This is a genomic window from Serratia sp. 14-2641, assembly GCF_001692375.1.
GTDB lineage: Bacteria > Pseudomonadota > Gammaproteobacteria > Enterobacterales > Enterobacteriaceae > Chania > Chania fonticola_C.
This window is the reverse complement of the sequence record NZ_LXKR01000055.1, coordinates 126,262-152,618: the sequence shown is the minus strand read 5'-3', so window position 1 is coordinate 152,618 and position 26,357 is coordinate 126,262. Positions and strand designations below refer to the sequence as shown.

At 52.5% G+C, this 26,357-nt stretch carries 28 protein-coding genes; 12 read left to right on the top strand and 16 right to left on the bottom strand.

The features are described 5' to 3' along the window. Positions 1-150: 150 nt before the first annotated feature. From A6U95_RS19365 to A6U95_RS19355, 3 genes are all read left to right on the top strand, one after another. Complete coding sequence (locus A6U95_RS19365; RefSeq protein ID WP_065685646.1) at positions 151-1,002, top strand: hypothetical protein; 852 nt, start codon at positions 151-153, stop codon at positions 1,000-1,002. A gap of 438 nt (positions 1,003-1,440) precedes the next feature. After that, complete coding sequence (locus A6U95_RS19360) at positions 1,441-3,012, top strand: YadA-like family protein (protein WP_065685645.1); 1,572 nt, start codon at positions 1,441-1,443, stop codon at positions 3,010-3,012. Between the two features lie 124 nt (positions 3,013-3,136). Continuing rightward, entirely contained in the window at positions 3,137-4,018 is an 882-nt protein-coding gene (locus A6U95_RS19355) for a leucine-rich repeat domain-containing protein (RefSeq protein ID WP_065685644.1), read from the top strand. Between the two features lie 328 nt (positions 4,019-4,346). Here the strand turns inward: A6U95_RS19355 and lpxM are convergent, their stop codons facing one another. From lpxM to znuA, 3 genes are all read right to left on the bottom strand, one after another. Then, the gene (gene lpxM / locus A6U95_RS19350) at positions 4,347-5,315 is read right to left on the bottom strand and encodes a lauroyl-Kdo(2)-lipid IV(A) myristoyltransferase (protein ID WP_039996032.1); all 969 of its coding nucleotides are present in this window, start codon (positions 5,313-5,315) and stop codon (positions 4,347-4,349) included. Between the two features lie 190 nt (positions 5,316-5,505). Continuing rightward, on the bottom strand, positions 5,506-6,828 hold the full coding sequence (gene mepM / locus A6U95_RS19345; protein ID WP_024528733.1) for a murein DD-endopeptidase MepM: 1,323 nt from the start codon (positions 6,826-6,828) through the stop codon (positions 5,506-5,508). Positions 6,829-6,849: 21 nt separating this feature from the next. Beyond that, positions 6,850-7,791, bottom strand: a complete 942-nt coding sequence (gene znuA, locus A6U95_RS19340) for a zinc ABC transporter substrate-binding protein ZnuA (protein ID WP_065685843.1) — start codon at positions 7,789-7,791, stop codon at positions 6,850-6,852. A 78-nt stretch (positions 7,792-7,869) separates the two neighbouring features. Between znuA and znuC the strand changes: the two genes are divergently transcribed. Further along, on the top strand, positions 7,870-8,628 hold the full coding sequence (znuC, locus tag A6U95_RS19335; protein ID WP_024528731.1) for a zinc ABC transporter ATP-binding protein ZnuC: 759 nt from the start codon (positions 7,870-7,872) through the stop codon (positions 8,626-8,628). Next, positions 8,625-9,410 carry a zinc ABC transporter permease subunit ZnuB gene (gene znuB / locus A6U95_RS19330; protein ID WP_065685643.1) on the top strand — a complete coding sequence of 262 codons (786 nt, stop codon included), beginning with the start codon at positions 8,625-8,627 and terminating at the stop codon, positions 9,408-9,410. Before znuC ends, znuB begins: the two co-directional genes overlap by 4 nt. Positions 9,411-9,452: 42 nt before the next feature. Here the strand turns inward: znuB and ruvB are convergent, their stop codons facing one another. The 7 genes from ruvB to A6U95_RS29985 form a co-directional block, all read right to left on the bottom strand. Next, entirely contained in the window at positions 9,453-10,460 is a 1,008-nt protein-coding gene (ruvB, locus tag A6U95_RS19325) for a Holliday junction branch migration DNA helicase RuvB (protein ID WP_024486543.1), read from the bottom strand. 18 nt (positions 10,461-10,478) lie between these two features. Next, positions 10,479-11,093 carry a Holliday junction branch migration protein RuvA gene (ruvA, locus tag A6U95_RS19320; protein WP_021806658.1) on the bottom strand — a complete coding sequence of 205 codons (615 nt, stop codon included), beginning with the start codon at positions 11,091-11,093 and terminating at the stop codon, positions 10,479-10,481. 159 nt (positions 11,094-11,252) lie between these two features. Then, positions 11,253-11,774: a crossover junction endodeoxyribonuclease RuvC gene (gene ruvC, locus A6U95_RS19315; RefSeq protein ID WP_021181146.1), complete on the bottom strand. Its 522-nt coding sequence runs from the start codon at positions 11,772-11,774 to the stop codon at positions 11,253-11,255. A gap of 67 nt (positions 11,775-11,841) precedes the next feature. Further along, positions 11,842-12,585 (bottom strand): YebC/PmpR family DNA-binding transcriptional regulator, encoded by a 744-nt coding sequence (locus tag A6U95_RS19310; protein WP_021181145.1) that lies wholly within the window; start codon positions 12,583-12,585, stop codon positions 11,842-11,844. A 21-nt stretch (positions 12,586-12,606) separates the two neighbouring features. Then, a complete protein-coding gene (gene nudB / locus A6U95_RS19305; RefSeq protein ID WP_065685642.1) occupies positions 12,607-13,053 on the bottom strand; it encodes a dihydroneopterin triphosphate diphosphatase in 447 nt (148 codons plus the stop codon). Then, positions 13,053-14,837, bottom strand: a complete 1,785-nt coding sequence (gene aspS, locus A6U95_RS19300) for an aspartate--tRNA ligase (protein ID WP_024528729.1) — start codon at positions 14,835-14,837, stop codon at positions 13,053-13,055. Before aspS ends, nudB begins: the two co-directional genes overlap by 1 nt. 82 nt (positions 14,838-14,919) lie before the next feature. Then, entirely contained in the window at positions 14,920-15,111 is a 192-nt protein-coding gene (locus A6U95_RS29985) for a zinc ribbon domain-containing protein (protein ID WP_071683691.1), read from the bottom strand. 240 nt (positions 15,112-15,351) lie between these two features. On the opposite strand from A6U95_RS29985, the gene A6U95_RS19295 reads away from it, so the two are divergent. From A6U95_RS19295 to cmoB, 5 genes are all read left to right on the top strand, one after another. Then, on the top strand, positions 15,352-15,924 hold the full coding sequence (locus tag A6U95_RS19295) for a hydrolase (RefSeq protein ID WP_065685641.1): 573 nt from the start codon (positions 15,352-15,354) through the stop codon (positions 15,922-15,924). Between the two features lie 77 nt (positions 15,925-16,001). After that, positions 16,002-16,817: a DUF72 domain-containing protein gene (locus A6U95_RS19290; RefSeq protein ID WP_173410159.1), complete on the top strand. Its 816-nt coding sequence runs from the start codon at positions 16,002-16,004 to the stop codon at positions 16,815-16,817. 101 nt (positions 16,818-16,918) lie between these two features. Beyond that, positions 16,919-17,314 carry an MAPEG family protein gene (locus A6U95_RS19285; protein ID WP_024528726.1) on the top strand — a complete coding sequence of 132 codons (396 nt, stop codon included), beginning with the start codon at positions 16,919-16,921 and terminating at the stop codon, positions 17,312-17,314. Between the two features lie 95 nt (positions 17,315-17,409). Then, positions 17,410-18,153, top strand: coding sequence for a carboxy-S-adenosyl-L-methionine synthase CmoA (cmoA, locus tag A6U95_RS19280; protein ID WP_065685639.1), 744 nt, complete (start codon positions 17,410-17,412; stop codon positions 18,151-18,153). Further along, the gene (gene cmoB, locus A6U95_RS19275; RefSeq protein WP_065685638.1) at positions 18,150-19,121 is read left to right on the top strand and encodes a tRNA 5-methoxyuridine(34)/uridine 5-oxyacetic acid(34) synthase CmoB; all 972 of its coding nucleotides are present in this window, start codon (positions 18,150-18,152) and stop codon (positions 19,119-19,121) included. Before cmoA ends, cmoB begins: the two co-directional genes overlap by 4 nt. A gap of 58 nt (positions 19,122-19,179) precedes the next feature. Here cmoB and A6U95_RS19270 read toward each other — a convergent pair whose 3' ends face one another. Next, positions 19,180-19,677, bottom strand: a complete 498-nt coding sequence (locus tag A6U95_RS19270) for a hypothetical protein (RefSeq protein ID WP_065685637.1) — start codon at positions 19,675-19,677, stop codon at positions 19,180-19,182. Between the two features lie 382 nt (positions 19,678-20,059). Between A6U95_RS19270 and A6U95_RS31735 the strand changes: the two genes are divergently transcribed. Continuing rightward, on the top strand, positions 20,060-20,194 hold the full coding sequence (locus A6U95_RS31735; RefSeq protein WP_256388596.1) for a hypothetical protein: 135 nt from the start codon (positions 20,060-20,062) through the stop codon (positions 20,192-20,194). A 252-nt stretch (positions 20,195-20,446) separates the two neighbouring features. Here A6U95_RS31735 and cutC read toward each other — a convergent pair whose 3' ends face one another. Both cutC and A6U95_RS19260 read right to left on the bottom strand, forming a co-directional pair. Beyond that, complete coding sequence (gene cutC / locus A6U95_RS19265; protein WP_065685636.1) at positions 20,447-21,193, bottom strand: copper homeostasis protein CutC; 747 nt, start codon at positions 21,191-21,193, stop codon at positions 20,447-20,449. Between the two features lie 234 nt (positions 21,194-21,427). Next, complete coding sequence (locus tag A6U95_RS19260; protein ID WP_065685635.1) at positions 21,428-21,997, bottom strand: VOC family protein; 570 nt, start codon at positions 21,995-21,997, stop codon at positions 21,428-21,430. An 859-nt stretch (positions 21,998-22,856) separates the two neighbouring features. Here A6U95_RS19260 and argS point away from each other — a divergent pair. Continuing rightward, positions 22,857-24,587: an arginine--tRNA ligase gene (gene argS / locus A6U95_RS19255; protein WP_065685634.1), complete on the top strand. Its 1,731-nt coding sequence runs from the start codon at positions 22,857-22,859 to the stop codon at positions 24,585-24,587. A 503-nt stretch (positions 24,588-25,090) separates the two neighbouring features. On the opposite strand, the gene A6U95_RS30775 is transcribed toward argS, so the two are convergent. Genes A6U95_RS30775 through A6U95_RS19245 form a run of 3 tightly spaced genes read right to left on the bottom strand, consistent with a single transcriptional unit; the run spans position 25,091 to position 26,126 of the window. Further along, on the bottom strand, positions 25,091-25,345 hold the full coding sequence (locus A6U95_RS30775) for a hypothetical protein (RefSeq protein ID WP_139102415.1): 255 nt from the start codon (positions 25,343-25,345) through the stop codon (positions 25,091-25,093). 45 nt (positions 25,346-25,390) lie between these two features. After that, positions 25,391-25,699 carry a hypothetical protein gene (locus A6U95_RS19250; RefSeq protein ID WP_241810694.1) on the bottom strand — a complete coding sequence of 103 codons (309 nt, stop codon included), beginning with the start codon at positions 25,697-25,699 and terminating at the stop codon, positions 25,391-25,393. Further along, positions 25,689-26,126 carry a hypothetical protein gene (locus A6U95_RS19245; RefSeq protein WP_139102414.1) on the bottom strand — a complete coding sequence of 146 codons (438 nt, stop codon included), beginning with the start codon at positions 26,124-26,126 and terminating at the stop codon, positions 25,689-25,691. Before A6U95_RS19245 ends, A6U95_RS19250 begins: the two co-directional genes overlap by 11 nt. Positions 26,127-26,357 lie beyond the last annotated feature (231 nt).

The following is a 26,357-nucleotide window of genomic DNA, read 5'->3' as shown; positions in this document are numbered from 1 at the left end:
TCTTCCATTCCTTTCCATAGACTAAAAAGCAGTTCATCAAGCCATCTGTGCGCTAGCTATCATAATTAGTAGCAACAGACAGCTTGAAGAGATGATAAACTTTAATAAGTATTGGATTAGACAAAGGTTAATCAAAGGACAATCAGATAAATGATACACGCATTTTTTGAATTCCCCTTACTGCCAGCCAAGGTGACCGACGTCAGCAAACTGAAGGAAGTCATTAACAGCGATAGCTCGACAAGTTTTGTCATGGCTCCTGAAGTCGCCAAATTTGTCAAAGACGCACTGGTCATTAACACCACCATCGGCAGCTTTAAAAACACCCGTTTTCAGTTTGCGGATGGCACCTATATCGCCTTTGACAGCAAAGGCAAATCCACGCTGTTCCACTCGGATAACCCACCAGATTGGGCGCGGACCAAAAGAGAATATTCACGCACACAATGGCTCACCAATCATGGTCTGCTCGATGCCCCCGCTAAGGCACTGATAGCCAAAATGCTGGAAATACCGCTAAAAGAGCGGCGCGAGATTGCCGACAATCTGTTTAATCTTGACCTCGACAAACTGATCCCCTCGGTTGGTGCAAGATCTTCCGCAGGCAATCGCAATGGTAAATCAACCAAACCCAAGATTTCGGACTTGGGTTCGGTGGAGTATTTCCTTAACTTCTTCGCCAGACTGCGCGAATGCGTTACGACCGACACCTTCCCCATCCTGCAAAAGCTGATGGATCTTGGCGAGCAAGTTTCGGTTAATCAGGCCCCAACCAGCGTCAAGCAAGCCGTTAGAACCTACTATAAAGCGGTGTGCGGCGAGCAGATCCCCAACAACAAGGTGGTTGAAAAGGGTTACCCTGAGCTCTACTGCATGCGGATCAAACCCGCGATTGAAGCGGTTGAGGCGGTTGGCCTTGATAGCTACTATGCCACGTTATCAGCAGCCATTGGCCTGGCAGGTGACTGCACCATAGCAGACTTTGATTTTCACTATCAGTAAGTCATGACATAGTCAGTTGCGCTGCCCGAGGTTTTGGAAACGGTCCGGCGCAACGTGACCGACTAGTCTCAAGACTACCGCTCTCATCTCACACGGTTTCCGTCCCTAGTACACCTAATCTGCCAGACCTCCACAAAATTCATTGCCCATGGATATAATCCACACCTGTTAGCAATCACCATCCCAGCGTAATACACCTCACTTGAAACACCTTAAGTCTTCGATCGAAAGTCATCAAGACAACACCTCTAGGTAAGTCATTTAAAATTGATAACAGTCAATAAAAAGACTTTATCAATACATAGAATAGCCAAAACAAAGACTATAAACACAACACAAAGACTGTGATTGTTTATACAAAGTCTATAGAAGCAAGAAAGACTATGGATGGTCATATCAAGCTCCCCAACCTTAATGACTTAATGATAGGTAGTAGAAATGACCATCCAGAAAACCCTGCTTGCTTCTTTAATCACGCTGGCCGCAATTAGCGGTATCGCCCATGCGGATAGCTTCGCAGGTGCGTTGACAGAGCTGCAAAGCATCCACTCAGGCATGAGTCAGGAAGAAATAAATCAGAAAATTCAACGCTTCATCGAGCGTGCTCCTGAAGGCACAAATATTAAAGGAGTGTTAGAAGACCTCGGCTTAACCTACACCAGCCCGACGGTAAATACTCTCCCCCATCAGGCGCTAATTACTCCCCATCTCGATGCGCCAGTGATTGATCGCTCTTCACACCTGGACAGCAACGCGACGCAGGAACAGCGCGATACCGCCAAAGCTGCCGCAGAGGAACTCGTCGCCTATCGCCACAACAATCCCGAAGGCAACCCGACACATCAGACCGCTCCGGCCACGCATCTGGATGGCACCCATCAGGCGCTGATTACTCCCCATCTCGATGCGCCAGTGATTGATCGCTCTTCGCACCTGGACAGCAACGTGACGCAGGAACAGCGCGATATCGCCAAAGCTGCCGCAGAGGAACTCGCCGCCTATCACCACAACAATCCCGAAGGCATCCCGACACATCAGACCGCTCCAGCCACGCATCTGGATGGCATCCATCAGGCGCTGATTACCCCCCATCTCGATGCGCCAGTGATTGATCGCGCTACGCACCTGGACAGCAGTGTGACGCAGGAACAGCGCGATATCGCCAAAGCTGCCGCAGAGGAACTCGCCGCCTATCACCACAACAATCCCGAAGGCATCCCAATACATCAGGCCGCTCCGGCCACGCATCTGGATGGCACTCATCAGGCACTGATTACTCCCCATCTCGATGCGCCAGTGCTTGATCGCTCTTCGCACCTGGACAGCAACGTGACGCAGGAACAGCGCGATATCGCCAAAGCTACCGCAGAGGAACTCGCTGCCTATCACCACAACAATCCCGAAGGTAATCCGACACATCAGAATGCCCCAGCTTCACATCAGGACGATCTGCAAAACGAACAGAGCACATTAACCGCCGGAAAATATGCCTCGGCTAATATCCCCCGCGACGGTATTGATGGTAAGAACGGTGCCGATGGTAAAGACGGACAATCCATCACTGGTAAGAAAGGGGCTAAAGGCAAAGATGCGGATATGACACTGGTTAACGCCAATGTCGTTGCTCTGCGCGGTGTACGTAACGAACAGGCCGCACAGGGTGCTTATATTCAACAAAATAGCGCCGACGTTGCTCTTAACCGTTCCCGTATTGCCAGCAACAGTGCCGCGATCAATCAGAACTCGCATGATATTGCCGCCAACCGCAAGGATATCGATGAAAACACCAAAGATATCAAAAGAGTCGGTGCGATGGCGCAGGCAGTCAGTTCGCTGCATTATAACCGCAATGAGTCAGGCTACGCCGTTGCCGCCGGGGAATATGATGGTGAAGCCTCCATCGCGGGTGGTATGCAGTTTAGTACCTCACAAGACAGTGCCGTCACCATGCAAGTTAGCTGGGACGGCAACGCCACAGGTGCCGGCGTCGGTTTCCATTCAAACTTTTAAGCCGTAAACCTCACCAAACCCTCGGGTGCTTTGGCATCCGAGACTAACACCGCCAAATTTTTGTTCCCCCACCTTCCCCGCTTGCGTACCATCAGTCGATATCCGCAATTTTGGAGCGTCATTCATGCTGCACCAGCATCACCGGCAACACACTCAGGGTTCGCTGGATCTCGATAACCAGCAGTTGGAAAGCCTAAGCGAGGAAAGCCTCAGTGGCTCCTCTTTGCAAAAAATCAGCCTGTACAATAATTGCCTGACCCGCTTCCCCGAGCAGATTTTTCACCATCGCAACCTGAAGGTGCTAAATATTTCCTGCAACCAGATTGCCCTGTTCCCCGTTGAGATCGGCATGTTAAACCAGTTGCAGATGCTGGATTTTGGCCACAATCAGGCAGCAATAATTCCAGACGAAATCGGAGAGTTGCGTGAATTAAAGTATCTGTATTTAAGTGATAACGGCTTTAGCCAGTTGCCCGATTCGCTGCGCCAACTACAAGCATTGTGCTACCTGAATCTGACGGATAATCAACTGACAGAGATCCCATCGGCGCTATGTGCTCTGGCCTCGCTACAAGAGTTGCGCCTCTACAATAACGCCATCACCGCGTTGCCCTCCGAGATCGGTTTGTTAGGCCAATTGCGTGAATTACACCTGATGAAAAACCGTCTCACTACCCTGCCCAGCGAGATCGCTCAACTGTCGGAGTTACAGGTGATGGATTTGGAAAACAACGCCATTGCGTACTTACCCGATCAATTCTGCCAGTTGCCCAAGCTGACCACCCTCAATCTGCGTTTCAACCAGTTATCCCGGTTGCCTGAAGACTTTGGTGCATTGAGTTCACTGGTTTCATTAGACTTACGTGCAAACCGATTAAGCGAATTACCGACAAGCATGGCGCAAATGAAAAATCTGCGGCGACTGGATCTGCGTTGGAATGATTTCGACCATTATCCAGCGGTGCTTGAACCGCTGATCCAACAGGGCTGTATGGTGCATTGTTAAGAGTCTGCCCAAAATCCACTGCGGTTGATGAATATACTACGCATGTGTGATCTGGATCTTGGTATCTGAAGCCAAAGTGATGGATACAAAGAGAAAGGCCCCGAGTCGATAACATCAACCCGGGGCCAATTCTAACGCCTAGATAACTGTGGTTAGCTTATCACCTGCCGAGAGGCAAGGAGCTGGTCCGTCGTTGCAGATTGTCAAAAGTTGCTGAAATTGTGAGAAACGAAAAGGCTAGACTGTACGGGCGTTACACGTGCTGCGTCCATTTAGCAGCACGTGTAACGCCCCTGGAGTACGAGTCGGTTGAAGTGGAAAAACTGCCTTAACGATATAAATCGTCCCGCGAGTAAGGTTCAATCTCACCTTCCTTGCGCGTTTTCAGCAGCTTCAAAATCCAGGTATATTGTTCCGGATTAGGACCCACCAGGTTTTCCACTTCTTCGTTCATGCGGCGCGCAATGCGAACATCGTCGGCTTCGGCCAGATCATCCATCGGCTCACGGATATAAATGTCCAGCATGCTGGTTTTACCGTCGTAAACCGGGAATAGCGGCACGATCGCCGCTTTGCAGACTTTCATCAAGCGGCCAACCGCAGGCAATGTGGCTTTATAGGTCGCAAAGAAATCCACAAATTCACTGTGTTCAGCACCGTGATCCTGGTCAGGCAGATAATAGCCCCAATAACCATGGCGCACCGAACTGATAAAAGGCTTGATGCCATCGTTGCGGGCGTGCATACGGCCGCCAAACTTGCGGCGCACACTATTCCACAGATAGTCGACCAGTGGGTTGCTCTGGTTATGGAACATCGCTGCCATGGGTTGCCCACGCGCAGCCATCAGCATCGCTGGCACATCGACGGCCCAGCCGTGTGGCACCAGGAAAATCACGTTGCGACCTTCCTCACGAATTTTATCCAGCACGTCTTCACCGTGCCAACGCACGCGCTTGAGCACCTTTTCCGGTTTGGTACAGGCCAGTTCCGCCATCAGGATCATCGATTGTGGCGCGGTGGCAAACATCTCATCGATAATTTGTTCGCGTTGCTGTTCTGGCAGTTCCGGCATGCAATAAAGCAGATTGATACGGGCGCGGCGTCGAGCCCCTTTCGCAACCTTGCCAGCCAGTTTACCAATCGCACCCAGTAATGGATCTCGCATTCGAGCAGGGACCAGAGAAATACCGGCCATCAGCCCGGTTCCCAACCAAACGCCCCAGTAGCGCGGATGATAGAAGGCTTTATCAAATTGTGGGATGAACTCTACGTTCGATTTCTTCTCGTTTTGCATGACCGGCTCTTTATTCAACGCACCTGCTCGGAAGACATAAACTATATACCTAGTTGCAGTCAGGTGGGTGAGCCAGGTTAAAACCATCACCGTTCACTGACAAAATGCAGCTATCGTTTTCTCGTGCAGGCACTAATAAAAACATCGGCCCGAAATCAGGCCGATGGGAAAACATAAGGGGTAGCGATGGTTAATCCAGCTGCAGCTGTGGCACCACTTCCTTCACTTGTGCCAGGTAATCGCTGCGATCTTTACCCATCAGCCCTTCAGAGCGAGGCAATTTAGCCGTCAATGGGTTAACCGCTTGCTGGTTAGTCCACATTTCATAGTGCAAATGTGGGCCGGTAGAGCGGCCAGTGTTACCGGAAAGTGCAATGCGATCGCCACGTTTAACCTTCTGCCCTGGCTTGACCAACAGCTTTTTCAAGTGCATATAGCGCGTGGTGTATTGGCGGCCATGACGGATCGCCACATAGTTACCTGCCGCGCCACTGCGCTTGGCGATCACCACTTCACCGTCACCCACCGCCAACACTGGCGTGCCGACCGGCATGGCGAAGTCGACGCCTTTATGCGGTGCAATGCGCCCGGTCACCGGATTTACTCGGCGTGGATTAAAGTTGGAAGAAATACGGAACTGCTTCATGGTCGGGAAACGCATAAAGCCACGTGCAAGACCGGAACCCTGACGATCGTAGAACTTGCCATCATCGGCGCGGATAGCGAAGTAATCTTTGCCGCTGCTGCGCATGCGTACGCCCAACAGTTGGCTTTGCTCGCTCTTGCCGTCAAACTCTTCGCGCGACATCAACACCGCGAACTGATCGCCTTTGCGCAGCTTGCGAAAATCAAGCTGCCATTGCAGGGCTTTGATCACCGCATTGATCTCGGCACGGGTCAAGCCAGCCGCCGAGGCACTGCTGACAAAGCTGCCGTTCAGCTTGCCGCTCAGCACGCTGTTGCGCCATTCACCCTTCTGGGTTTCCTTGGTTTCTTTAAAGGAATTGCCTACGCGATCGTAGGTACGGGTTTCACGGCGTGAAACCTCCCAGGTCAGGCGCTTAAGATCGCCATCTTCGGTAAGCGTCCAGGAGAGTTGCTGGCCGATTTTCAGGTTACGCAAATCTCGGTTCTGCGAAGCCAGCAGCGAAACATCCGACATTTCGATGCCGTACTGAGTCAGAATACTGCCGAGCGTATCACCGGTAGAAACCACATATTCATGCACACCTTCCTCTCCGGCGACCTTCTGGTCCAGCTCATCCTCAGGGATGTCATCATCGGGTGTAGGTTGGTCGGCATCAATAGGTTCACTGGCTTCGGGCTGCAATGCCCTTAACTGGTTGGCTTCCAACTCGACGCTTTTAACGATAGGGTTATGTTCTGGGTGATAAACGGAAGGCCGCCAAACAGCGACGGCCAACGTAACGACTGTCAACGACCCTAGCATTACGCGATGGGGCCGTGGCAGGTTGTTATACGCCAGAGTGATAGTTCGGACTATCTTCTGCACTCAATAATATCCTCATAATCTTTACTTCAGGCAGCTCACGTACTGGTTGGACAGCGCTGTCAGGAAGTTCCCGTAGCTGTCTTTCCCCAGTTCGATGCCGGTGCCCAACGGGTCCAGCGTTCCAGAACGCACAGTGGTACCCTTGGCAACGGCATTAATTACGGCCGGTCTGAATTGTGGCTCAGCAAAAACGCAGACTGCTTTCTGCTCAACCAACTGTGTTCGAATTTGGTGTAAACGCTGTGCGCCAGGTTGAATTTCGGGATTAACGGTAAAATGGCCCAGTGGGCTCAAGCCGAAGTGTTTTTCAAAGTAGCCATAAGCGTCATGAAAAACAAAATATCCCTTACCTTGCACAGGCGTTAGCATCTTAACAAGATTTTTATCAGTTTGCGCTAGCTGATCCTCGAACTGGCGCAGGTTTGCGTCTAATTTGTCCTTCTTTTGCGGCATAAGTTCCAATAATCTGTCGTGAATCGCGATCGCGGTCACTTTTGCCACCTCTGGCGACAGCCAAACGTGCATATTATAGTCACCGTGATGATGGTCATGTCCATCGTCGCCATCCGCATGACTATGCGCTTCGGCTGCATGATCATGGTCATGATCGTCATCGCCTTTCATCAACAACGGCTGTACCGCAGGCAGTTCACCGATCGCCAATTGCCTATTGGCGGGCAGCTGCGTCAGGGATTTGGTCAGAAAAGCCTCCATATCTGGCCCGACCCAAAGCACCAGGTCGGCGCTACGCAGCCGCTGAATGTCCGACGGGCGCAAGGCGAAGTCGTGGGGCGAGGCGCCGTCCGGTAATAAAACCTCGGTAGGTGTGACCCCATCTGCGATAGCGGATGCGATAAAGCCCAGTGGGCGGATAGAGGTCACTACGGCGGCCGTTGCATTGCCCGCCATTACCAAAGCCGCCGCCAGCAGAGTGCGTTGCAGCCATTTATTTTTCTGTACCATCATCAGTAATCCCGTCGTTTTCAGCAAAGAAGCGTGATATTATAACATTCGGTTAGTTCTGCAAAATGTAATCACGATATGTCTACACTGGCAACGCTAAAAAATATCTCTGTTTCTTTTGGTACCCGGCGGGTACTGACGAATATCTCTCTCAACCTGCAACCGGGTCGGATTCTGACGCTCCTCGGGCCTAACGGGGCCGGCAAATCAACGCTGGTTCGCGTAGTGCTGGGCTTAATTGCCCCAACGGAAGGCACGCTGGAACGTCTGCCTGGGCTGCGCATTGGCTATGTGCCGCAAAAGCTGCATCTCGATGCCACCCTGCCCTTGACCGTCAACCGCTTTATGCGGCTCAAACCCGGGGTAAAAAAGGCTGATATCTTGCCCGCGCTCAAACGCGTACAGGCTGCGCACCTGCTTGAACAGCCTATGCAAAAACTGTCCGGCGGCGAAAACCAACGGGTGTTACTGGCACGAGCGCTGTTGAATCAACCGCAGTTGTTGGTGCTGGATGAGCCCACGCAAGGGGTGGACGTTAACGGCCAGTTGGCGTTATACGACCTGATCGACCAATTGCGCAAAGAGCTGGGCTGCGCGGTGCTGATGGTTTCCCATGACCTGCATCTGGTGATGGCCAAAACCGACGACGTCCTGTGCCTGAACCAACATATCTGCTGCTCCGGCACGCCAGAAGTGGTGTCAATGCACCCGGAGTTTATCGCCATGTTCGGTAACCGGGGCGCTGAGCAGTTGGCGATCTATCGCCATCACCATAATCACCGTCACGACCTGCAAGGCAGAATTGTGCTGAAAAAAACCGGGGGCCGTGAGGCATGATTGAACTGTTATTGCCCGGCTGGCTGGCCGGTGTGCTGCTGGCTGCGGCGGCGGGCCCGTTGGGTTCCTTTGTGGTCTGGCGTCGGATGTCTTACTTTGGCGATACGCTGGCACATGCATCGCTGCTTGGCGTTGCCTTCGGCTTATTGCTGGACGTCAATCCGTTTTACGCCGTGATTGCCGTCACGCTGGTGTTGGCCATGGTGCTGGTTTGGCTGGAGCGCCGCCCGCAGCTATCGATCGATACGCTGCTCGGCATTATGGCGCATAGCGCACTATCGCTGGGTCTGGTGGTGGTCGCGCTGATGTCCAACGTGCGCGTAGATCTGATGGCATATCTGTTTGGGGATTTGCTGTCGGTGACGATCAGCGATATCTGGATGATCGGCACCGGCGTGGTGATTGTGCTGCTGGTGCTCTGGTGGCAATGGCGCGATCTGCTGTCGATGACCATCAGCCCGGAGATGGCACATGTCGATGGCGTTAACCTGCCCCGCGCACGCACCATCTTGATGCTGGTTACCGCATTGACCATCGGGCTGGCCATGAAATTTGTCGGCGCGCTGATTATTACGTCGCTACTGATTATCCCGGCGGCAACCGCACGGCGTTTTGCACGTACTCCGGAACAAATGGCCGGTTATGCGGTATTGGTAGGGATAATTGCGGTCACAGGTGGGCTGACCTTCTCGGCGTTTTACGATACGCCAGCGGGGCCTTCGGTAGTGTTAAGCGCTGCGGTGCTGTTTGTTCTGAGCCTGTCGAAAAAGCAGCAGGCTTAATCTCATTACGCCAGGGGCTCCCCTGGCGTAAATCCTGGATTTCTACTTCTCTTCCCGCTCGATACCAAAGTGCTTATAGGCATGATTGGTCGCCATTCGACCACGCGGAGTACGCTGAATAAACCCCTGTTGGATCAGGAAAGGTTCGATCACGTCTTCTATCGTTTCACGCTCTTCACCAATTGCCGCCGCCAGGTTATCCAACCCCACCGGGCCACCGGTAAACTTGTCAATGATCGCCAGCAACAGCTTGCGGTCCATGTAGTCGAAACCTTCTGCATCGACGTTCAGCATATCTAACGCCTGCATGGCCACTTCACCATTGATCACCCCGTTGGCACGAACTTCGGCAAAGTCGCGCACACGGCGCAGCAAACGGTTGGCAATACGCGGTGTACCGCGGGCGCGACGTGCCACTTCATGCGCCCCATCGGTAGACAGATCCAGCCCCAGGCAGTTGGCACTGCGGGAAACGATATGCTCCAGATCGGCCACCTGATAGAACTCTAAACGCTGCACGATGCCGAAGCGATCGCGTAATGGCGAGGTCAAGGAACCGGCCCGCGTGGTGGCTCCAACCAGGGTGAACGGTGGCAGGTCGAGCTTGATCGAGCGCGCCGCCGGGCCTTCACCGATCATGATATCCAACTGATAGTCTTCCATCGCTGGATACAGGATCTCTTCCACTACCGGCGAAAGACGGTGGATTTCGTCGATAAACAGGACGTCATGGGGCTCCAGGTTGGTCAGCATTGCCGCCAGATCCCCAGCCTTCTCCAGCACCGGACCAGAAGTGGTACGCAAGTTAACGCCCATCTCATTGGCCACGATGTTGGCCAAGGTGGTTTTACCCAACCCTGGTGGCCCGAAGATCAATAGATGGTCCAATGCATCGCCGCGCTGCTTGGCAGCCTGAATAAAGATTTCCATCTGCTCACGCACGTGCGGCTGGCCAACGTACTCCGTCAGCAGCTTAGGACGGATCGCGCGATCCAGCACCTCTTCTTCATTGAACGGCTCGGCAGAGATCAGGCGGTCGGCTTCAATCATGGTCTACCCCTTTCCGGCCTACAGTGCGGCACGTAATGCTTCGCGGATTAATGCCTCGCAATCCGCACCCGGCTTGGCAACCTTGCTGACCATCCGGCTGGCTTCCTGTGGCTTATAGCCCAAGGCCACCAGCGCAGAGGCCGCTTCGGCTTCAATATCCATCTCCGCCGCTTTGGCCGCACTGGCCGGCAGGGGAATTTCGCTGCTGTTGTTGAACAGATCGCCGTTCAGACCTTTGAAGCGGTCTTTCATTTCGACGACCAGACGCTCGGCAGTTTTCTTACCCACGCCTGGCAATTTGATCAATGTAGTGATCTCTTCACGTTCTACCGCGCTGACAAACTGCTGGGCGGACATGCCTGAAAGGATCGCTAGCGCCAGTTTTGGCCCTACGCCATTCACTTTAATCAGCTCACGGAACAGCGCTCGCTCTTGCTTATCATTGAACCCATACAGCAGCTGTGCATCTTCACGCACCACGAATTGGGTAAACACGATAGCCTCTTGCCCCAGCTCCGGCAGCTCGTAAAAGCAGGTCATCGGCATATGCACTTCATACCCGACGCCATTGGTTTCAAGTAACACCAGCGGTGGCTGCTTTTCCAGAATAATTCCTCTGAGACGACCTATCATTACCCCTCCTGAATGGATCCCTGTACGTGGCGCACTGCCACGCAGTATTGATACAGCTTATACCATAAAAAAGGCTGGATGAATATCCAGCCTCCGATTGATAACAAAACGGCCATGCCTCGTCAGGCGCAGCATGCGGCGCCCTTACGTTACAGATCCCTAACGCAAACGCCCGCGCGCCAGATTCAACCGCCCTTCACTCATGCGCAGCACGTTCTGGCTGAGATGGCAGTGGGTAATGGCGATAGCCAACGCATCCGCAGCATCCGCCTGTGGATTAGCAGACAGCTTCAGCAATGAGCGAACCATATGCTGCACCTGAGACTTTTCTGCCGCACCGGTACCGACCACCGTCTGTTTCACCTGGCGCGCCGCGTACTCGAACACTTCCAGGTTTTGATTGACGGCGGCAACGATCGCCACGCCCCGCGCCTGCCCCAGCTTAAGCGCCGAGTCCGGGTTCTTGGCCATAAACACCTGTTCGATGGCAAAGAAGTCCGGTTGAAACTGGGTGATGATTTCGCTCACGCCGGCATAAATCAGCTTCAGGCGCGTTGGCATATCATCCACCACGGTACGAATACAACCGCTGGCAACATAGGTCAGTTGGCGGCCCTGCTGGCGGATCAGGCCATAGCCGGTGACGCGCGAGCCGGGATCGATACCCAGTATGATCGCCATTGCTACCACCACCCTGCATTGATTGTTGCCTGGCGTTGCCGGTTGGCAACGCCATCATTCACCTGCATTACAACGTTGCAGCGATCTCGTCGGAGATCTCACCGTTATGGTAAACCTCCTGCACGTCGTCACAGTCTTCCAGCATGTCGATCAAGCGCAGTAACTTAGGCGCAGTTTCCGCATCCATATCCGCTTTGGTGGACGGGATCATGGAAACCTCGGCCGAGTCTGCTTCAAAACCTGCGGCGGTCAACGCGTCTTTCACTTCACCCAGATTTTCCCAGGCGGTGAAGACGTCAATGGCACCATCGTCATAGGTCTGGATATCTTCGGCACCCGCTTCCAGCGCGGCTTCCATCACTGTGTCTTCATCCAGACCCGGTGCATAGGTGATCACGCCTTTTTTGGTGAACAGATAGGCCACGGAACCGTCGGTACCCAGGTTGCCACCACACTTGGTGAAGGCATGGCGCACTTCTGCCACGGTACGGTTACGGTTGTCGCTCAGGCACTCGATCATTACCGCGGTGCCGCCAGGGCCGTAACCTTCATAGATGATGGTTTCCATATTGGTATCATCATCGCCGCCTACGCCACGGGCGATAGCACGGTTCAGGGTATCGCGCGTCATGTTGTTTGACAGCGCTTTATCGATAGCCGCACGCAGACGCGGGTTCGAACCCGGATCGCCGCCGCCCAATTTGGCGGCAGTCACCAACTCACGGATAATTTTGGTGAAAATCTTACCGCGTTTGGAATCTTGTGCAGCTTTGCGGTGTTTGGTGTTGGCCCATTTACTATGACCTGCCATAAAAAATATCTCCAAAAAGAACTACTGGACAGAATGGATCACAAACTCTTCAATCGCCTGCTGATTACTCCAGGACTTGGTCAGTTTGACCGCCTCGGACGCCTCAAGCCATTGGTAAGCATGATGTTCGGTCAAGACCGGATCGCGCTCATCAGGTAACGCCAGACAGAACCAGTGCTCTTTATTACGCGTGGTTCCCGGCGCATAGCGGTGTCGCAAATGGACAAAGAGTTCAAATTCCACACAGCGCTGGCAATCGACCAACGGCAGCCCCTCTGCTGCGATATCGATGCCAATCTCTTCCATGACTTCGCGCTGTGCGGCATGCGGCGGCGATTCGGCGTCCTCAAGGCTGCCGGTCACCGACTGCCAGAACTCCGTATCATCACGCCGCTGTAACATCAGCACCCGGCCACTGGATTTTGCATAAATCACCACCAGAATAGACTCGGGCCGCTTGTAATTCATCACTCGCTCTCTTGTTCGGCTGAGGCTTTCTTCACTACGCTGATCGCCAGCTCCTGCAACGAAGCCGGATTCGCGAAGCTTGGTGCATCGGTCATCAGACAGGCCGCCGCGGTGGTTTTCGGGAAGGCGATAACGTCACGGATGTTCTCGGTACCGGTCACCAACATCACCAGACGATCCAGACCGAAGGCCAAACCGGCGTGCGGAGGCGTACCGTACTTCAGCGCATCCAGCAGGAAGCCGAACTTCTCGCGTTGTTCTTGCTCATTGATGCCAAGGATGCCGAAGACGGTTTGCTGCATTTCACTGCGGTGAATACGCACGGAACCGCCACCCACTTCATAGCCGTTCAGCACCATATCGTAGGCATTGGCGATAGCTGAGGTAGGATCTTTTTGCAGCTCTTCCGGGCTCATATCGCGCGGTGCGGTAAACGGATGGTGCATCGCCGCCAGGCCACCCTCGCCGTCCTCTTCGAACATTGGGAAATCGACCACCCACAGCGGTGCCCAGCTGTCGAGCTTGGTCAGGCCAAGATCGCGGCCGATTTTCAAGCGCAGCGCGCCCATGGCGTCGGTAACGATTTTAAAGCTGTCGGCACCGAAGAACAGAATGTCGCCGGTTTGCGCATTGGTGCGCGCCAGGATCGCTTCCAGCACTTCGGCACTGAGGAATTTGGCAATCGGGCTTTGCACGCCTTCCATACCCGCAGCACGATCGTTAACCTTCAGCCATGCCAAACCTTTGGCACCGTAGATATTAACGAAAGCGCCGTATTCGTCGATCTGCTTACGGGTCAGCTGTGCGCCACCCGGAACACAAATCGCGGCCACGCGGCCTTTGGCATCGTTCGCCGGGCCAGAGAATACTTTGAACTCAACGTCTTTGACCAAGTCGGCAACGTCCACCAGCTCCAGCGGGTTACGCAGGTCTGGCTTATCGGAACCGTAACGGCGCATCGCTTCGGCAAAGGTCATGATCGGGAATTTACCCAGATCGACGCCCTTCACGTCCAGCCACAGCTCATGCACCAGTTGCTCCATCACTTCACGCACCTGCTCGGCGCTCATGAAAGAGGTTTCCACGTCGATCTGGGTGAATTCCGGCTGGCGATCGGCGCGCAAGTCTTCGTCACGGAAGCACTTGACGATCTGGTAGTAACGGTCGAAGCCAGACATCATCAGCAGCTGTTTGAACAACTGTGGGGACTGCGGCAACGCGTAGAACTTACCTTTATGTACGCGGCTTGGTACCAGATAGTCACGGGCACCTTCCGGCGTGGCTTTGGTCAGCATGGGGGTTTCGATATCCAGGAAACCGTGGCTGTCCATAAAGCGGCGCACAAAGCTGGTGATCTTGGCACGGGTTTTCAGGCGGTCGGCCATTTCCGGGCGACGCAGATCCAGGTAGCGATATTTCAGACGCGCTTCTTCGCTGTTGGTCTGGTTCGAGTCCAACGGCAGCGGTTCGGAGCGGTTGATGATCTCCAGCGCGTGAGCAAACACCTCAACTTCGCCAGTCGCCATATCCTTGTTGGCCTGACTTTCCGGGCGCGCACGCACGGTACCGACGATCTGGATGCAGAACTCGTTACGCAGTTCGAAGGCTTTGTCGAAGGCCGCTTTCTGATCCGGATCGAAGAACACCTGCACGATGCCTTCGCGGTCACGCATATCAATAAAGATCAGGCCACCCAGATCGCGGCGGCGGTTGACCCAACCACACAAAGTGACTTCCTGGCCGACGTGGGCCAGATTCAACTGCCCGCAATATTCAGTACGCATACGCTATCCTTTTGACTTAAGCCGATTCCGCCGGAGGTTGGCAGCAGTTGCTGTTTCCGCACGGCTGTTATCTGACGAATTGTTATTTATCACCCGGTTTGAAGTCTGTTGCATACCAGCCGGTGCCCTTTAACTGGAAACCGCTGGCAGAGATCAACTTGGTCAGTGCGGGCTGCCCACACGCCGGGCATTGAGTCAACGGCGCGTCGGAAAATTTTTGTAGTTTCTCTAATCGATGTTGGCATGAGCCACATGCATATTCATAAATCGGCATAGATCGCTGGATTAAAGATTGGTGAAAAAAGGCGGCCATTATAAAGGAAATTCATGCGCCAGATAAGAGCGAACACGGCATTGTTGCAACGCTAAATCGCATCTATCAGTAGCAAACAACACATCGGTTAACAAATTTCCCATTAACCAGCAGCAGTTTTATCACGTAGCCTGTATACCCGTCGTCTTTCAAATGCCAGTAGCACAACCTTAAATCCACTTTAACCCTGAGACGCTCCCAATGCTGAAACTTGATGCACAAACCACCGCCCTGGTCCTGATCGATCTGCAACACGGTATTTTACCTTACGCCGCTGGCCCGCACAGTGCCAGCCAAGTCGTCACCCATGCGGCCCATCTGGCAGGACGCTTTCGCGCGCTGAATGCCCCCGTGTTTCTGGTGCGCGTCGGCTGGTCTGATTCCTTTGCCGAAGCGCTCAAGCAACCGGTAGATAAACCTTCCCCGTCTCCGGTCGGCGGGCTGCCAGCGTCCTGGTGGGAATTCCCCGAAGCGCTGGCGGTACAAGACAGCGATGTGTTGATCACCAAACGTCAATGGGGCGCATTCTATGGCACCGATCTGGACCTGCAACTGCGCCGTCGGGGTATCAAGTCGGTGGTATTGGGCGGTATCGCCACCAATATTGGCGTGGAGTCTACCGCTCGCGCAGCCTGGGAACATGGCTACGAGTTGGTGATCGCCGAAGACATGTGCAGCACCTACAGCGCCGAGATGCACCAATTCGCCTTCGATAATATCTTCCCGCGTATTGCCCGTGTGCGTAGCACCAGTGAAATCCTTGCGGCGCTATAAGCCCGGCGTAACTTGAAAGGCGGCGCAGATAACGTTAACGTTGTTGCCAAAATGTAAAGCAGGGAAGATGACCGTTGATTTATATTGGACTACCGCAATGGCAACATCCGGCCTGGAACCGCATCGGCCTGCGCGATCTGGCGGACTACAGCCGCTACTTCAACTGCGTGGAAGGTAACACCACCTTCTACGCGTTGCCCAAGGCGGAAATTGTCCATCGCTGGCGCGATATGACCGGCGATGATTTCCGTTTTTGCTTTAAATTCCCGTCAGCGATCAGCCATAAAGCAGCACTGCGCGGCTGTGAAGCCGATATCAAGGCGTTTTATGATTGCCTGCGCCCCCTTGAAGGGCGTATCGGACAGCTGTGGTTGCAGTTGCCCGCCGCCTTTGCACCCGAGCATCTGGGCATTCTATGGGCTTTTCTTGATGCCTTACCGCCGGAGTTTACCTACGGAGTCGAGGTCCGCCATCTGGAATTTTTCGCCAAGGGTGACGCAGAACGCCAACTGAACCAGGGCTTGCACCAACGCGGCATTAACCGCACCATCCTCGATAGCCGCCCGCTGCACCATGCAAAACCACACAGCCCGGCGATCCGCGATGCACAACAGAAAAAGCCCAAGCTGCCGGTACATGCAGTGGTAACGGCCAACAACCCGTTGATCCGCTTTATCGGCGGTGACGTGCTGGCGGACAATCAGCGCTGGTTTGAGTCCTGGCAACAGAGGCTGCCTGACTGGGCGCAACAACATCAGCCTTACCTGTTTATTCACACGCCAGATAACAGCGATTCACCGCAGCAGGCACAGAAAATCTGGCAAGGGCTATACGGCATAATTCCGAATTTATCGATGCCTCCGGGCTGGCCAGAGCAAGAAGCCTTGTTTTAACCTATTAATCTGATGGGTCCCATAGGATATTTCCTCGCGACAGTCGCGATGATGGCAGTTATGATGCTCGTTGCCAGATTTGGTTACGAATGGAGTTAAGAATGGTAAGCGCGCTCTATGTGGTGCTTGGCGCATTGTTGTTGATCAAACTCTCTTATGACGTGGTCAGGTTGAGAATGCAGTACCGGGTCGCCTATGGTGACGGCGGGTTCTATGAGCTGCAAACCGCGATCCGCGTGCACGGTAACGCCGTGGAGTACATCCCGATCGCCGCCATCCTGTTGGTGATCATGGAGATGAACGGTGCTGAAGTCTGGATGGTGCATCTGTGTGGTTTGCTGCTGATGGCAGGCAGGCTGGTTCACTACTACGGTTTACGTAACCGTGAAGTCCGCTGGCGCCGTTCGGGTATGGCGGCTACTTATATTTCTCTGATACTGATGGTGATAGCCAACATCGTTTATCTGCCGTGGGACATTATCTTCAGTTTGCACTGATATCCCCTCTGCTCAGGCGGCCACGCCGCCTGCTTCTGCCTGCGCCGCTTTTCTGTTAGTATACGCCCCTTCGAATTCTGACCTGATTTGCCGCTATGCCAAACCGCGATACTCTTTTTTCCGCCCCGATCGCCAAACTGGGCGACTGGACCTTCGACGAGCGCGTTGCTGAAGTCTTCCCAGACATGATCCAGCGTTCCGTTCCGGGCTACTCCAATATCATTTCGATGATTGGCATGCTGGCCGAACGTTTTGTCCAGCCACACAGCCGGGTGTATGACCTGGGGTGCTCGCTCGGCGCGGCCACGCTATCGATGCGCAGGAACATCAGCGTCGAAGGTTGTCAGATTATTGCGGTCGATAATTCCCCCGCGATGGTAGAGCGCTGCCGCCGCCATCTTGATGCGTTTCGCGCTGATACGCCGGTCGACGTCATTGAGGCGGACATTTTAGACATTACCATCGAAAACGCCTCAATGGTGGTGCTGAACTTCACCCTACAGTTTCTTGAACCGGCCGATCGGCTACGCCTGCTCGAACAGGTTTATCGCGGGCTACGTCCGGGCGGCGCCTTGGTGCTGTCAGAGAAATTCAGCTTTGAGGATACGGACGTCGGTGAACTGTTGTTCAACATGCACCACGACTTCAAACGAGCCAACGGCTACAGCGAATTGGAAATCAGCCAAAAACGCAGCATGTTGGAAAACGTGATGCTGACCGATTCGGTCGAAGCGCATAAAGCGCGCCTCCGGCAAGCCGGTTTTGAACATGCAGAAGTCTGGTTCCAATGTTTCAACTTCGGCTCGTTGATCGCCCTGAAATCAGGAGAAACCGCATGATCGAGTTTGGAGACTTCTACCAGCGCATCGCCAAAAGCCCACTGAGCCACTGGCTGAATACGCTGCCGGCACAAATCACCGCCTGGCAGCGTGAATCGCTGCATGGCAAGTTCAAGCAGTGGTTCAATTCGGTAGAACATCTACCTTCCCTCACGCCGACGCAGTTGGATTTATTGCATGGCGTGCGTGCCGGGATGGAGCAACCGCTGTCACCTGGCCAGCTCGAAGGCATCGAGAAAATGCTGCGTACGTTGATGCCGTGGCGCAAAGGGCCTTTCTCACTTTACGGCATCGATATCGATACCGAATGGCACTCCGACTGGAAGTGGGATCGGGTGCTACCGCATATTTCTCCGCTGGCTGGCCGTACCATTCTGGATGTGGGTTGCGGCAGCGGTTACCATCTGTGGCGCATGGTCGGTGCCGGAGCGCATCTGGCGGTCGGTATCGATCCGATGCAGCTGTTCCTGTGCCAGTTTGAAGCGGTACGTAAACTGCTGGGAGGCGATCAACGCGCCCATGTGTTGCCGTTGGGTATTGAACAACTGCCCGAGCTGGCCGCGTTCGACACCGTTTTCTCGATGGGCGTGCTTTATCACCGCCGCTCCCCGTTGGATCACCTGTATCAGTTGAAAAACCAGCTGGTCTCCGAGGGCGAACTGGTGTTGGAAACGCTGGTTGTACCAGGCGATCGTCATCAGGTATTGGTGCCGGGCGACCGCTACGCACAGATGCGTAACGTCTACTTTATTCCGTCTGCCGAAGCGCTGAAGTGCTGGCTGGAGAAATGCGGATTTGTGGACGTCAGGATTGCCGATATCTGCCCAACCAGCACCGAAGAGCAGCGCCGCACCGACTGGATGACCAGCGAGTCACTGGCCGAGTTTCTCGATCCCAAAGATCCAACCAAAACGGTTGAAGGTTACCCGGCACCGATCCGCGCCGTGCTGATCGCCAAAAAACCGTAAGCCTTAATCAACTCACTATGTAGGGGCGTAGCAATGCTACGCCCTTTTAGTTGCCTTGCTATTTTCTCAAAGCCTGTAGCAGATCCTTTTCAAACACTCCGCTGGATGAACACTCGAAAGGCTTGACCTTGTCGTTGCCATCTCCCGCCACTAGCCCCGCAACGCCATTGACTTGCACCATCACGTTAGTCCCTTCTCCAGCGCTAAAAATCTGCACCAGGATCCGGTAGGTAACATTCAGATTAGACGGCCCCGGCTGGTCTGAACAAATCAGATACAGGCTGGCCAGCTCGGCATCATTGCCCGTCGTGCCAACGATCCCCAAATGCGGGTCGACAACGGTGGCCTTTAACCCTTTCTGCGCAAAAATTGCCTCGGCACGGGTTAACAACTCATCCGGCTTACGGTTGCCTATCAAGGTGGGCTTCGCACCAGCAGTCGGCTCGCCAGCGGCAGTTTCAGCCGCACTGCCGGGCTGGTTACCGGTTTTAGTTGGGCCATACACCGAAACACAGCCACTCAATGCCAACGCCAGCAAAAAAATAAAATATCTCATCGTTCACCTGTAATACAGCGTGGCGCAAGCCGTTAACGACATGACAAGCCCAACGATCAGTAAATAACGCATCTCCCCCTCCTCCGTTAACGATAATAGGCCGCAACACAGCCCGATAATGAACAACAAACCAGCATTAACCACACAACATAAACTCTCATGTATCCTCCTGACCAAAAGCGGTTGATCTTGTTTCGTGCGGCTTGAGCACCAGCACCAACAAACGGTATCGTCTCGACGGCTAAGTGTCGCTGGCTGCCATGTGTGTCAGCGTTGGCAATACAATCGCGGGGAAATCCAATCGGGGCCCAGCGTTCAGGATTGAACGCTTTCTCTGGTGTGGTAGTCTGGACAAAATTCAACATATTCATAAGGATGGTTAATGCGAGGCGTTGACAGACTGTTGATGGCATTGCTTACCATCATGACCGGCATATGGATCGCCGTCATATTCAATATCGGGGGCACCGTGCAAATGCTCTCGGCCATTTTTCACTGGCTGGAGAGCCTGCGATAAGCCACCGCTGCCAGTTACATTTTATCAATATTTAAACTTAAGGCAGTGGCTCATCGTTAACTAGAGTTAAAGTGTTGGTATCGCGCCAACACCAGAGAAGTATTGAACCTGTTTGCCCTGAGCACCTCTACCCTGTTCAGGGCTTTTTTTGCGCACAGAAGCAAAAAGCCCCGAATATTCGGGGCTTCAAACAGGGCTCACAACGTTGGGCCAGTGCTAAACGGTCTCAGCATGCTGCCCCCTACGATCTCACTAGGCAGGAGTCAGCATGGCCAACGCGTTCTTCATCGCCTCGACCGTTTCACCATCCACGCAGTAGTGGCTGAATTCGTCAAACTCATTATCTGCACACATGGTGACACCCGCCTTGCGGTAACGCATGGTGGAAGGCACAGTATGCCCGGCCGAGCTGTGCAATTCCTGAATACCGATATCCACAAACTTGTGCATATTGCTCAAACGGACACCTGCACCGGCCATGATCACCGGCCCCTTGCTGGCATGCACCAAGTCGCGCAAGAGCGGCAAGCCCAACTCGGCATTCTGCTGCTGCCCAGAGGTCAAAATGCGTGCCACGCCGAGCTGCGTCAGTTGTTCCAGCGCCACCATCGGGTTATGACACATATCGAACGCGCGATGGAAGGTCACCGCCATATCACCGCTTAATTTCATCACCTCGCGCATCCGGGCAAGATCGATATGCCCTTCGTCGTCCAACATGCCGATAACCACACCGGCAAAACCCATCTCGCGGATTTGCGCCACGTCGTTCTTCATAATCTCGAAATCGACGGAGCTGTAACAGAAATCGCCCCCGCGCGGTCGCACTATTGGATGAACGGGTATCGTTACCCGCTCCCGAGCCAGTCGCAACGATCCAAAGCTCGGCGTCAACCCGCCCTCACTCTGGCTGGCACACAATTCTATGCGGTCAGCGCCCGCATGTTCTGCTGTCATGGCACAGTCGACGCTATAGCAACAAACTTCCAGCTTCATTATTGTTACCCCCAGATAACGGTCAAAAATGCTACAGCAAACGTTTTATCCGCCGCCCTATAGGCCATAGGATGACAATCTGATAAAAGTCTTAACGGCACAAGGTGCTAACTATGGCACTCAATTTTGATGAATGGATCGATCGCAGTCACAGTGGCGGCGTTAAGTCTGATAAATAACGCGAACGCATCATTTTTTCCCCTAACCCTCCATTCGGAACAGGCAACGAAAGACAGGCTACTGTTTCACCCGTTCACTGGCCACGATGTCACGAATATGATGCGGATGGAATTTGATGGTGACATTGCCATCGGTGATCGCCAAGGTCGGATTGGCCAGGCGCTCGCCCTCACCTTTAGGTGAGCTCTGCTTGAGTTTGATGCCAGGTAGCAGCAAGGCTTCGTCCGCCAGATGTTCCAGGGCGCGGGCATACAGGGTAGCGGGATCGCCGCTTAGCACCAGCTCTACATGTTCCCATCCTTCATGCGGATAGCGCTTCTCACCTGGGTATGGCAGCTCGATACAATCAATCTGCCAAGGGCCAACCTTCAGTGGTTCATGGAGATCAAACAGGCAAATCGGCCTGCCGTTAATCATCGTTTCCGAAAGCAGCGATCCGCATTGCAGCAACCCCTGCCGCCAACGATCGGCGGTGCTGTTCTGATGGCAACGCAGCGAGATATGGTCTGCGCTGAATTTTACCAGCTCAAGATGGAGCCGTTGTGCAAATTGTTCCAGCGCCAGTTCAAAGCGAGGCAAATCCAGCGTCAGGTCGTTAAGTTCAGCGATCGATGACAAGCTAGTCATAAGTTTCTCAGGCTCTCCAGGATCTTTGGCAGGCCAATAATCTACACGTCGAATCGCCTGGAGGCTATGGTTCAGAGAATAAAAACCTATTGGATGAACATAATGTTGCCACTTTTGCGCTGGTGCCTATTTTAGACCGAACTATCCTTCATGGAGCAAGAAATAATCAAGAATCATCTTATATCATGTTTAATTAAGCCACCATTAAAACCCTTAAGTTTCCCTAACGATTTGTCGTTTTACTCTTTCTCAAGGCCAATGTATAAAAATCGCTTGAAATTAAATTTACACCCCACTCAAACATCGATGTAACATAATGTTTTTATTATCAAAAAAAGATAATCATGCGAACAGTCCTAAACAGCATTCTTATAATTGATTAGGTGACGTTAATAAGTTAGGTTAGGAGAGCATTTGATTTTGGATAAATAAACATGACCCTGTTAGGTATATCCCTTGTTTTAATAGCCATTGCTGGCTACGCGATTTATCGCCATTTCAAAACTCGCCAGAATAGTGTGTTACGCTCTGGCCGAGGCAATAAAAAGCGTTAAAGCCTCCATTAATCCGTTCCCATCAAACCCATGACAGCGAACGGTTTGATTCACCTACTTACCTTTTTGGTCTTCACTTTTCCCTATCTTTCACCATGCCAGCCCGCGTCAACTACTGACGCGGTGCTGTCAATCGGTTACAATTGCAGGCTGTTTTGTGGTTGAGCGTCGCCTGCAATGTGCGGCGTCGTCCCTGCTGGACTGCAAGTTGTGCGCCAAGGCGTTTTGCAGGCCAACAGAGTAAAACCACCTTTTGATCCGGAGGGCGTACTGCACGGCCCTCGTTTGTCATTTAAGGTAACCCGGTGAATATTCAGGCTCTTCTATCAGATAAGGTCAGCCAGGCGCTGATTGCCGCAGGCGCACCTGCCGATTGCGAAGCTCAGGTTCGTCAGTCCGCGAAAGCACAGTTTGGTGACTATCAGGCCAACGGCGTGATGTCCGTTGCCAAAAATCTTGGTATGCCGCCACGACAACTGGCAGAGAAAGTCGTGCAACTGCTTGACCTGGGTGACATCAGCAGCAAAGTGGAAATTGCCGGCCCGGGCTTTATCAATATCTTCCTGAACAGCGAATGGGTTGCCCGCCAGGCCGATGCCACCCTGGCCGCAGCTAAGCTGGGCATTGCCCCCGTTAAGCCGCAAACCATCGTGATCGACTATTCTGCGCCCAACGTAGCGAAAGAAATGCACGTGGGCCACCTGCGCTCCACCATTATTGGCGATGCTGCTGCCCGTACTCAGGAATTCCTGGGCCATAAAGTGGTGCGCGCCAACCATGTGGGCGACTGGGGTACCCAGTTCGGCATGCTGATCGCCTACCTGGAAAAGATGCAAAACGAGCACGCCAGCGATATGGGGCTGTCGGATCTGGAGCAATTTTACCGCGAAGCCAAGAAAAACTACGACGAAGACGAAGATTTCGCTCTGCGCGCCCGTGGTTACGTGGTCAAACTGCAAGGCGGCGACGAATACTGCCTGAAGATGTGGCGCAAGCTGGTGGACATCACCATGGCGCAGAACCAACTGACCTATAACCGTCTGAATGTCACCCTGACCGAAGATGACGTCATGGGCGAAAGCCTGTACAACGCCATGCTGCCGGGCATCGTTGCCGATCTCAAGGCGAAAGGCCTGGCGGTAGAAAGCGAAGGCGCCACCGTGGTGTTTCTGGACGAGTACAAGAATAAAGACGGCGATCCGATGGGTGTCATCATCCAGAAGAAAGATGGCGGTTACCTGTATACCACTACCGATATCGCCTGCGCCAAATACCGTTTCGAGACCCTGGGTGCCGATCGTGTTCTCTATTACATCGACTCGCGCCAGCATCAGCATCTGATGCAAGCCTGGACTATCGTGCGCAAAGCAGGTTACGTGCCAGACTCCGTCTCGCTGGAACACCACATGTTCGGCATGATGCTGGGGAAAGACGGCAAGCCGTTCAAGACCCGTTCAGGCGGCACCATCAAACTCTCCGATCTGCTGGATGAAGCCGTTGAACGCGCCAGCAAACTGATTGCCGAGAAGAACCCGGATATGCCTGCCGACGAAATGCAGAACGTGGCTAACGCGGTCGGCATCGGTGCAGTGAAATATGCCGATCTGTCGAAAAGCCGTACCACGGACTACATCTTCGATTGGGATAACATGCTGACCTTCGAGGGCAACACTGCGCCGTATATGCAATATGCCTATACCCGCGTCGCCTCGGTGTTCAAGCGTGCTGGTGTGGACGAAAGCAACCTGACGCTGCCTTTGGTGATGACCGAAGAGCGTGAAGTCGCGCTGGCAACTCGCCTGCTACAGTTCGAAGAAACCCTCACCGTGGTCGCCCGTGAAGGTACGCCGCACGTGATGTGTACCTATCTGTATGACCTGGCGGGGCTGTTCTCTGGCTTCTACGAGCATTGCCAGATCCTCAACGCCGAAAGCGAAGAGGCCCGTCAGAGCCGCCTGAAGTTGGCTCTGCTGACCGCCAAAACGTTGAAAGCCGGTCTGGATACGCTCGGGATCGAAACCGTCGAACGCATGTAACATGTAGGGACGCTGCATGCGCTCCCATCTAGCCTTTGTCATCAATCTGAAGAAGGTCGCGTTACCGACTTCTCAGGTTGCTGACAAGGTTCTTGTCTGACGATCAAAGCTTGACTCTACTAAGGCCAGTGCCAATAAAGGACTGGCTTCCATATAAAAAACTCTCACTCATCAGTACCAATATGAACTCATGATCCTTGATGTTAATGACATCCCCAAGGACTTCTGATATGTACCATTGATACTATCATCAGCCTTGCTCCTCCGCGCTGTTGGCGTGTATTTCAATAAGCCCAGTCGGTTTTAGCCTAATTGCTCAATTTCGCAGGATAGCTTAGTGTGTTTATCTTCCTCAATAGTCAGGTTGGTGGTTAGCCCGGCGAAACGCCGGGCTAATATTGCAAAAAGTAGAATTAGTATTTTTTTAAAATGGCATTCTGTTAGTCCACGAACCATTATTTAATATAATCCTATCAGTTTACGTTTGTTTGATTAGGCTCCTCTCAATTTCCCCATATGGGGTCAGACGATCCCATGTTACCTCCTACACAAGTTCCGGAACCTGTTGCTACAGAAGTACCTGGACCATAAAATCCACCTGGTAATGAACAACTATAGCCTAACCCATCCATAACTCCGGCCCAAACCCCTGCAGCTCCAGTTTCCCATTGCCCACTGCCACCACCACTGCCACCAACGGACATCAATTCAATTTCATCTGTTATTTCTCTTAAAACTAAATCATGATATTTATTCATTAATTATTTCCCTTATTCGTTTAACAACAGGGTTAATATTATTGCTCACGTATTCCATTGTGCTAAGATAAATAATATTTTTTTATCAAAACCATTACGATAGAACTGGAAGCGTAATCCGGGTGCGCAAACCAGTAATTGAGCATTTTGCTCTATAAGTTTCTCTATATCTGATTCAGTATCATCCCGCTCAACGAGCCAGTTGAGATTTTTTTTATTTAGATAATCCTGCAAAGCTGTAATGTATTTATCTTCTTTGTAAAAACCGAACAAACCGCCACCTGCACCTTGGATAGGAGACCGACCAAATGTCGGGCTGGGCCTGTAAATAAAGTAAATTCTTTTACTTACCATTATCACCCTCATAATTTAGTGTGTTTGTACTGTTCAAGTATTGATTAACAATCCCCGTGGTAAATCCATTATCCCTAACACTTAGCAATAGCTTTCTTGCCTGTTTCACCATACCAATCTCATTAAGATAAAATGAAAGCGCAGCATCAATATGTAACCCCTCTGAATGAACCATTCCCTCATGGACTTTTTTATTTTTTCTTTTATACTCTATAATTTCTTTGATTGATACTCTACACTTGCATTTCCATTTGAATAATTCATAAATAAGTTTATAGTAAAAACCATTGCTATTATAAGGAATGATAGCATCCATGAGCTCAATCACCTCATAAAATTCGTTATCATTATCCATCATACTTAGTTTTGCTTTCGCCATCAGATCAAGGATGGAAAAGGTATAGGCTTCCATCTTTATATTTGTCATGCTTAACGGTTCTAACTCTTCGCATTTTATTGCTTTCGCTAAGCCTTTATAAATTTCATCGGGTGGAGTCCCCTCGAAGCAGTCTCGGTAGTAAAAGAATTTCCAGCGAAGATACAAAGGCTCTTTAGATAAGTTTTTTAAATTCAGCCGTTTATTTCTATTATATTTTCCTTTGGCTTTTAAAACATCATGAGTATAACCATCGTGATTGATAATAATATCAACACCGAT

Bases quoted from the DNA above. Each gene is read 5' to 3' on its own strand.
- A6U95_RS19365 (WP_065685646.1), top strand. From the start codon at position 151: ATGATACACGCATTTTTTGAATTCCCCTTACTGCCAGCCAAGGTGACC.
- A6U95_RS19360 (WP_065685645.1), top strand. From the start codon at position 1,441: ATGACCATCCAGAAAACCCTGCTTGCTTCTTTAATCACGCTGGCCGCA.
- A6U95_RS19355 (WP_065685644.1), top strand. From the start codon at position 3,137: ATGCTGCACCAGCATCACCGGCAACACACTCAGGGTTCGCTGGATCTC.
- lpxM (WP_039996032.1), bottom strand. From the start codon at position 5,315: ATGCAAAACGAGAAGAAATCGAACGTAGAGTTCATCCCACAATTTGAT.
- znuA (WP_065685843.1), bottom strand. From the start codon at position 7,791: ATGGTACAGAAAAATAAATGGCTGCAACGCACTCTGCTGGCGGCGGCT.
- znuC (WP_024528731.1), top strand. From the start codon at position 7,870: ATGTCTACACTGGCAACGCTAAAAAATATCTCTGTTTCTTTTGGTACC.
- znuB (WP_065685643.1), top strand. From the start codon at position 8,625: ATGATTGAACTGTTATTGCCCGGCTGGCTGGCCGGTGTGCTGCTGGCT.
- ruvB (WP_024486543.1), bottom strand. From the start codon at position 10,460: ATGATTGAAGCCGACCGCCTGATCTCTGCCGAGCCGTTCAATGAAGAA.
- ruvA (WP_021806658.1), bottom strand. From the start codon at position 11,093: ATGATAGGTCGTCTCAGAGGAATTATTCTGGAAAAGCAGCCACCGCTG.
- ruvC (WP_021181146.1), bottom strand. From the start codon at position 11,774: ATGGCGATCATACTGGGTATCGATCCCGGCTCGCGCGTCACCGGCTAT.
- A6U95_RS19310 (WP_021181145.1), bottom strand. From the start codon at position 12,585: ATGGCAGGTCATAGTAAATGGGCCAACACCAAACACCGCAAAGCTGCA.
- nudB (WP_065685642.1), bottom strand. From the start codon at position 13,053: ATGAATTACAAGCGGCCCGAGTCTATTCTGGTGGTGATTTATGCAAAA.
- aspS (WP_024528729.1), bottom strand. From the start codon at position 14,837: ATGCGTACTGAATATTGCGGGCAGTTGAATCTGGCCCACGTCGGCCAG.
- A6U95_RS29985 (WP_071683691.1), bottom strand. From the start codon at position 15,111: ATGCCGATTTATGAATATGCATGTGGCTCATGCCAACATCGATTAGAG.
- A6U95_RS19295 (WP_065685641.1), top strand. From the start codon at position 15,352: ATGCTGAAACTTGATGCACAAACCACCGCCCTGGTCCTGATCGATCTG.
- A6U95_RS19285 (WP_024528726.1), top strand. From the start codon at position 16,919: ATGGTAAGCGCGCTCTATGTGGTGCTTGGCGCATTGTTGTTGATCAAA.
- cmoA (WP_065685639.1), top strand. From the start codon at position 17,410: ATGCCAAACCGCGATACTCTTTTTTCCGCCCCGATCGCCAAACTGGGC.
- cmoB (WP_065685638.1), top strand. From the start codon at position 18,150: ATGATCGAGTTTGGAGACTTCTACCAGCGCATCGCCAAAAGCCCACTG.
- A6U95_RS19270 (WP_065685637.1), bottom strand. From the start codon at position 19,677: ATGAGATATTTTATTTTTTTGCTGGCGTTGGCATTGAGTGGCTGTGTT.
- A6U95_RS31735 (WP_256388596.1), top strand. From the start codon at position 20,060: ATGCGAGGCGTTGACAGACTGTTGATGGCATTGCTTACCATCATGACC.
- A6U95_RS19260 (WP_065685635.1), bottom strand. From the start codon at position 21,997: ATGACTAGCTTGTCATCGATCGCTGAACTTAACGACCTGACGCTGGAT.
- A6U95_RS30775 (WP_139102415.1), bottom strand. From the start codon at position 25,345: ATGAATAAATATCATGATTTAGTTTTAAGAGAAATAACAGATGAAATT.
- A6U95_RS19250 (WP_241810694.1), bottom strand. From the start codon at position 25,699: ATGGTAAGTAAAAGAATTTACTTTATTTACAGGCCCAGCCCGACATTT.
- A6U95_RS19245 (WP_139102414.1), bottom strand. From the start codon at position 26,126: ATGACAAATATAAAGATGGAAGCCTATACCTTTTCCATCCTTGATCTG.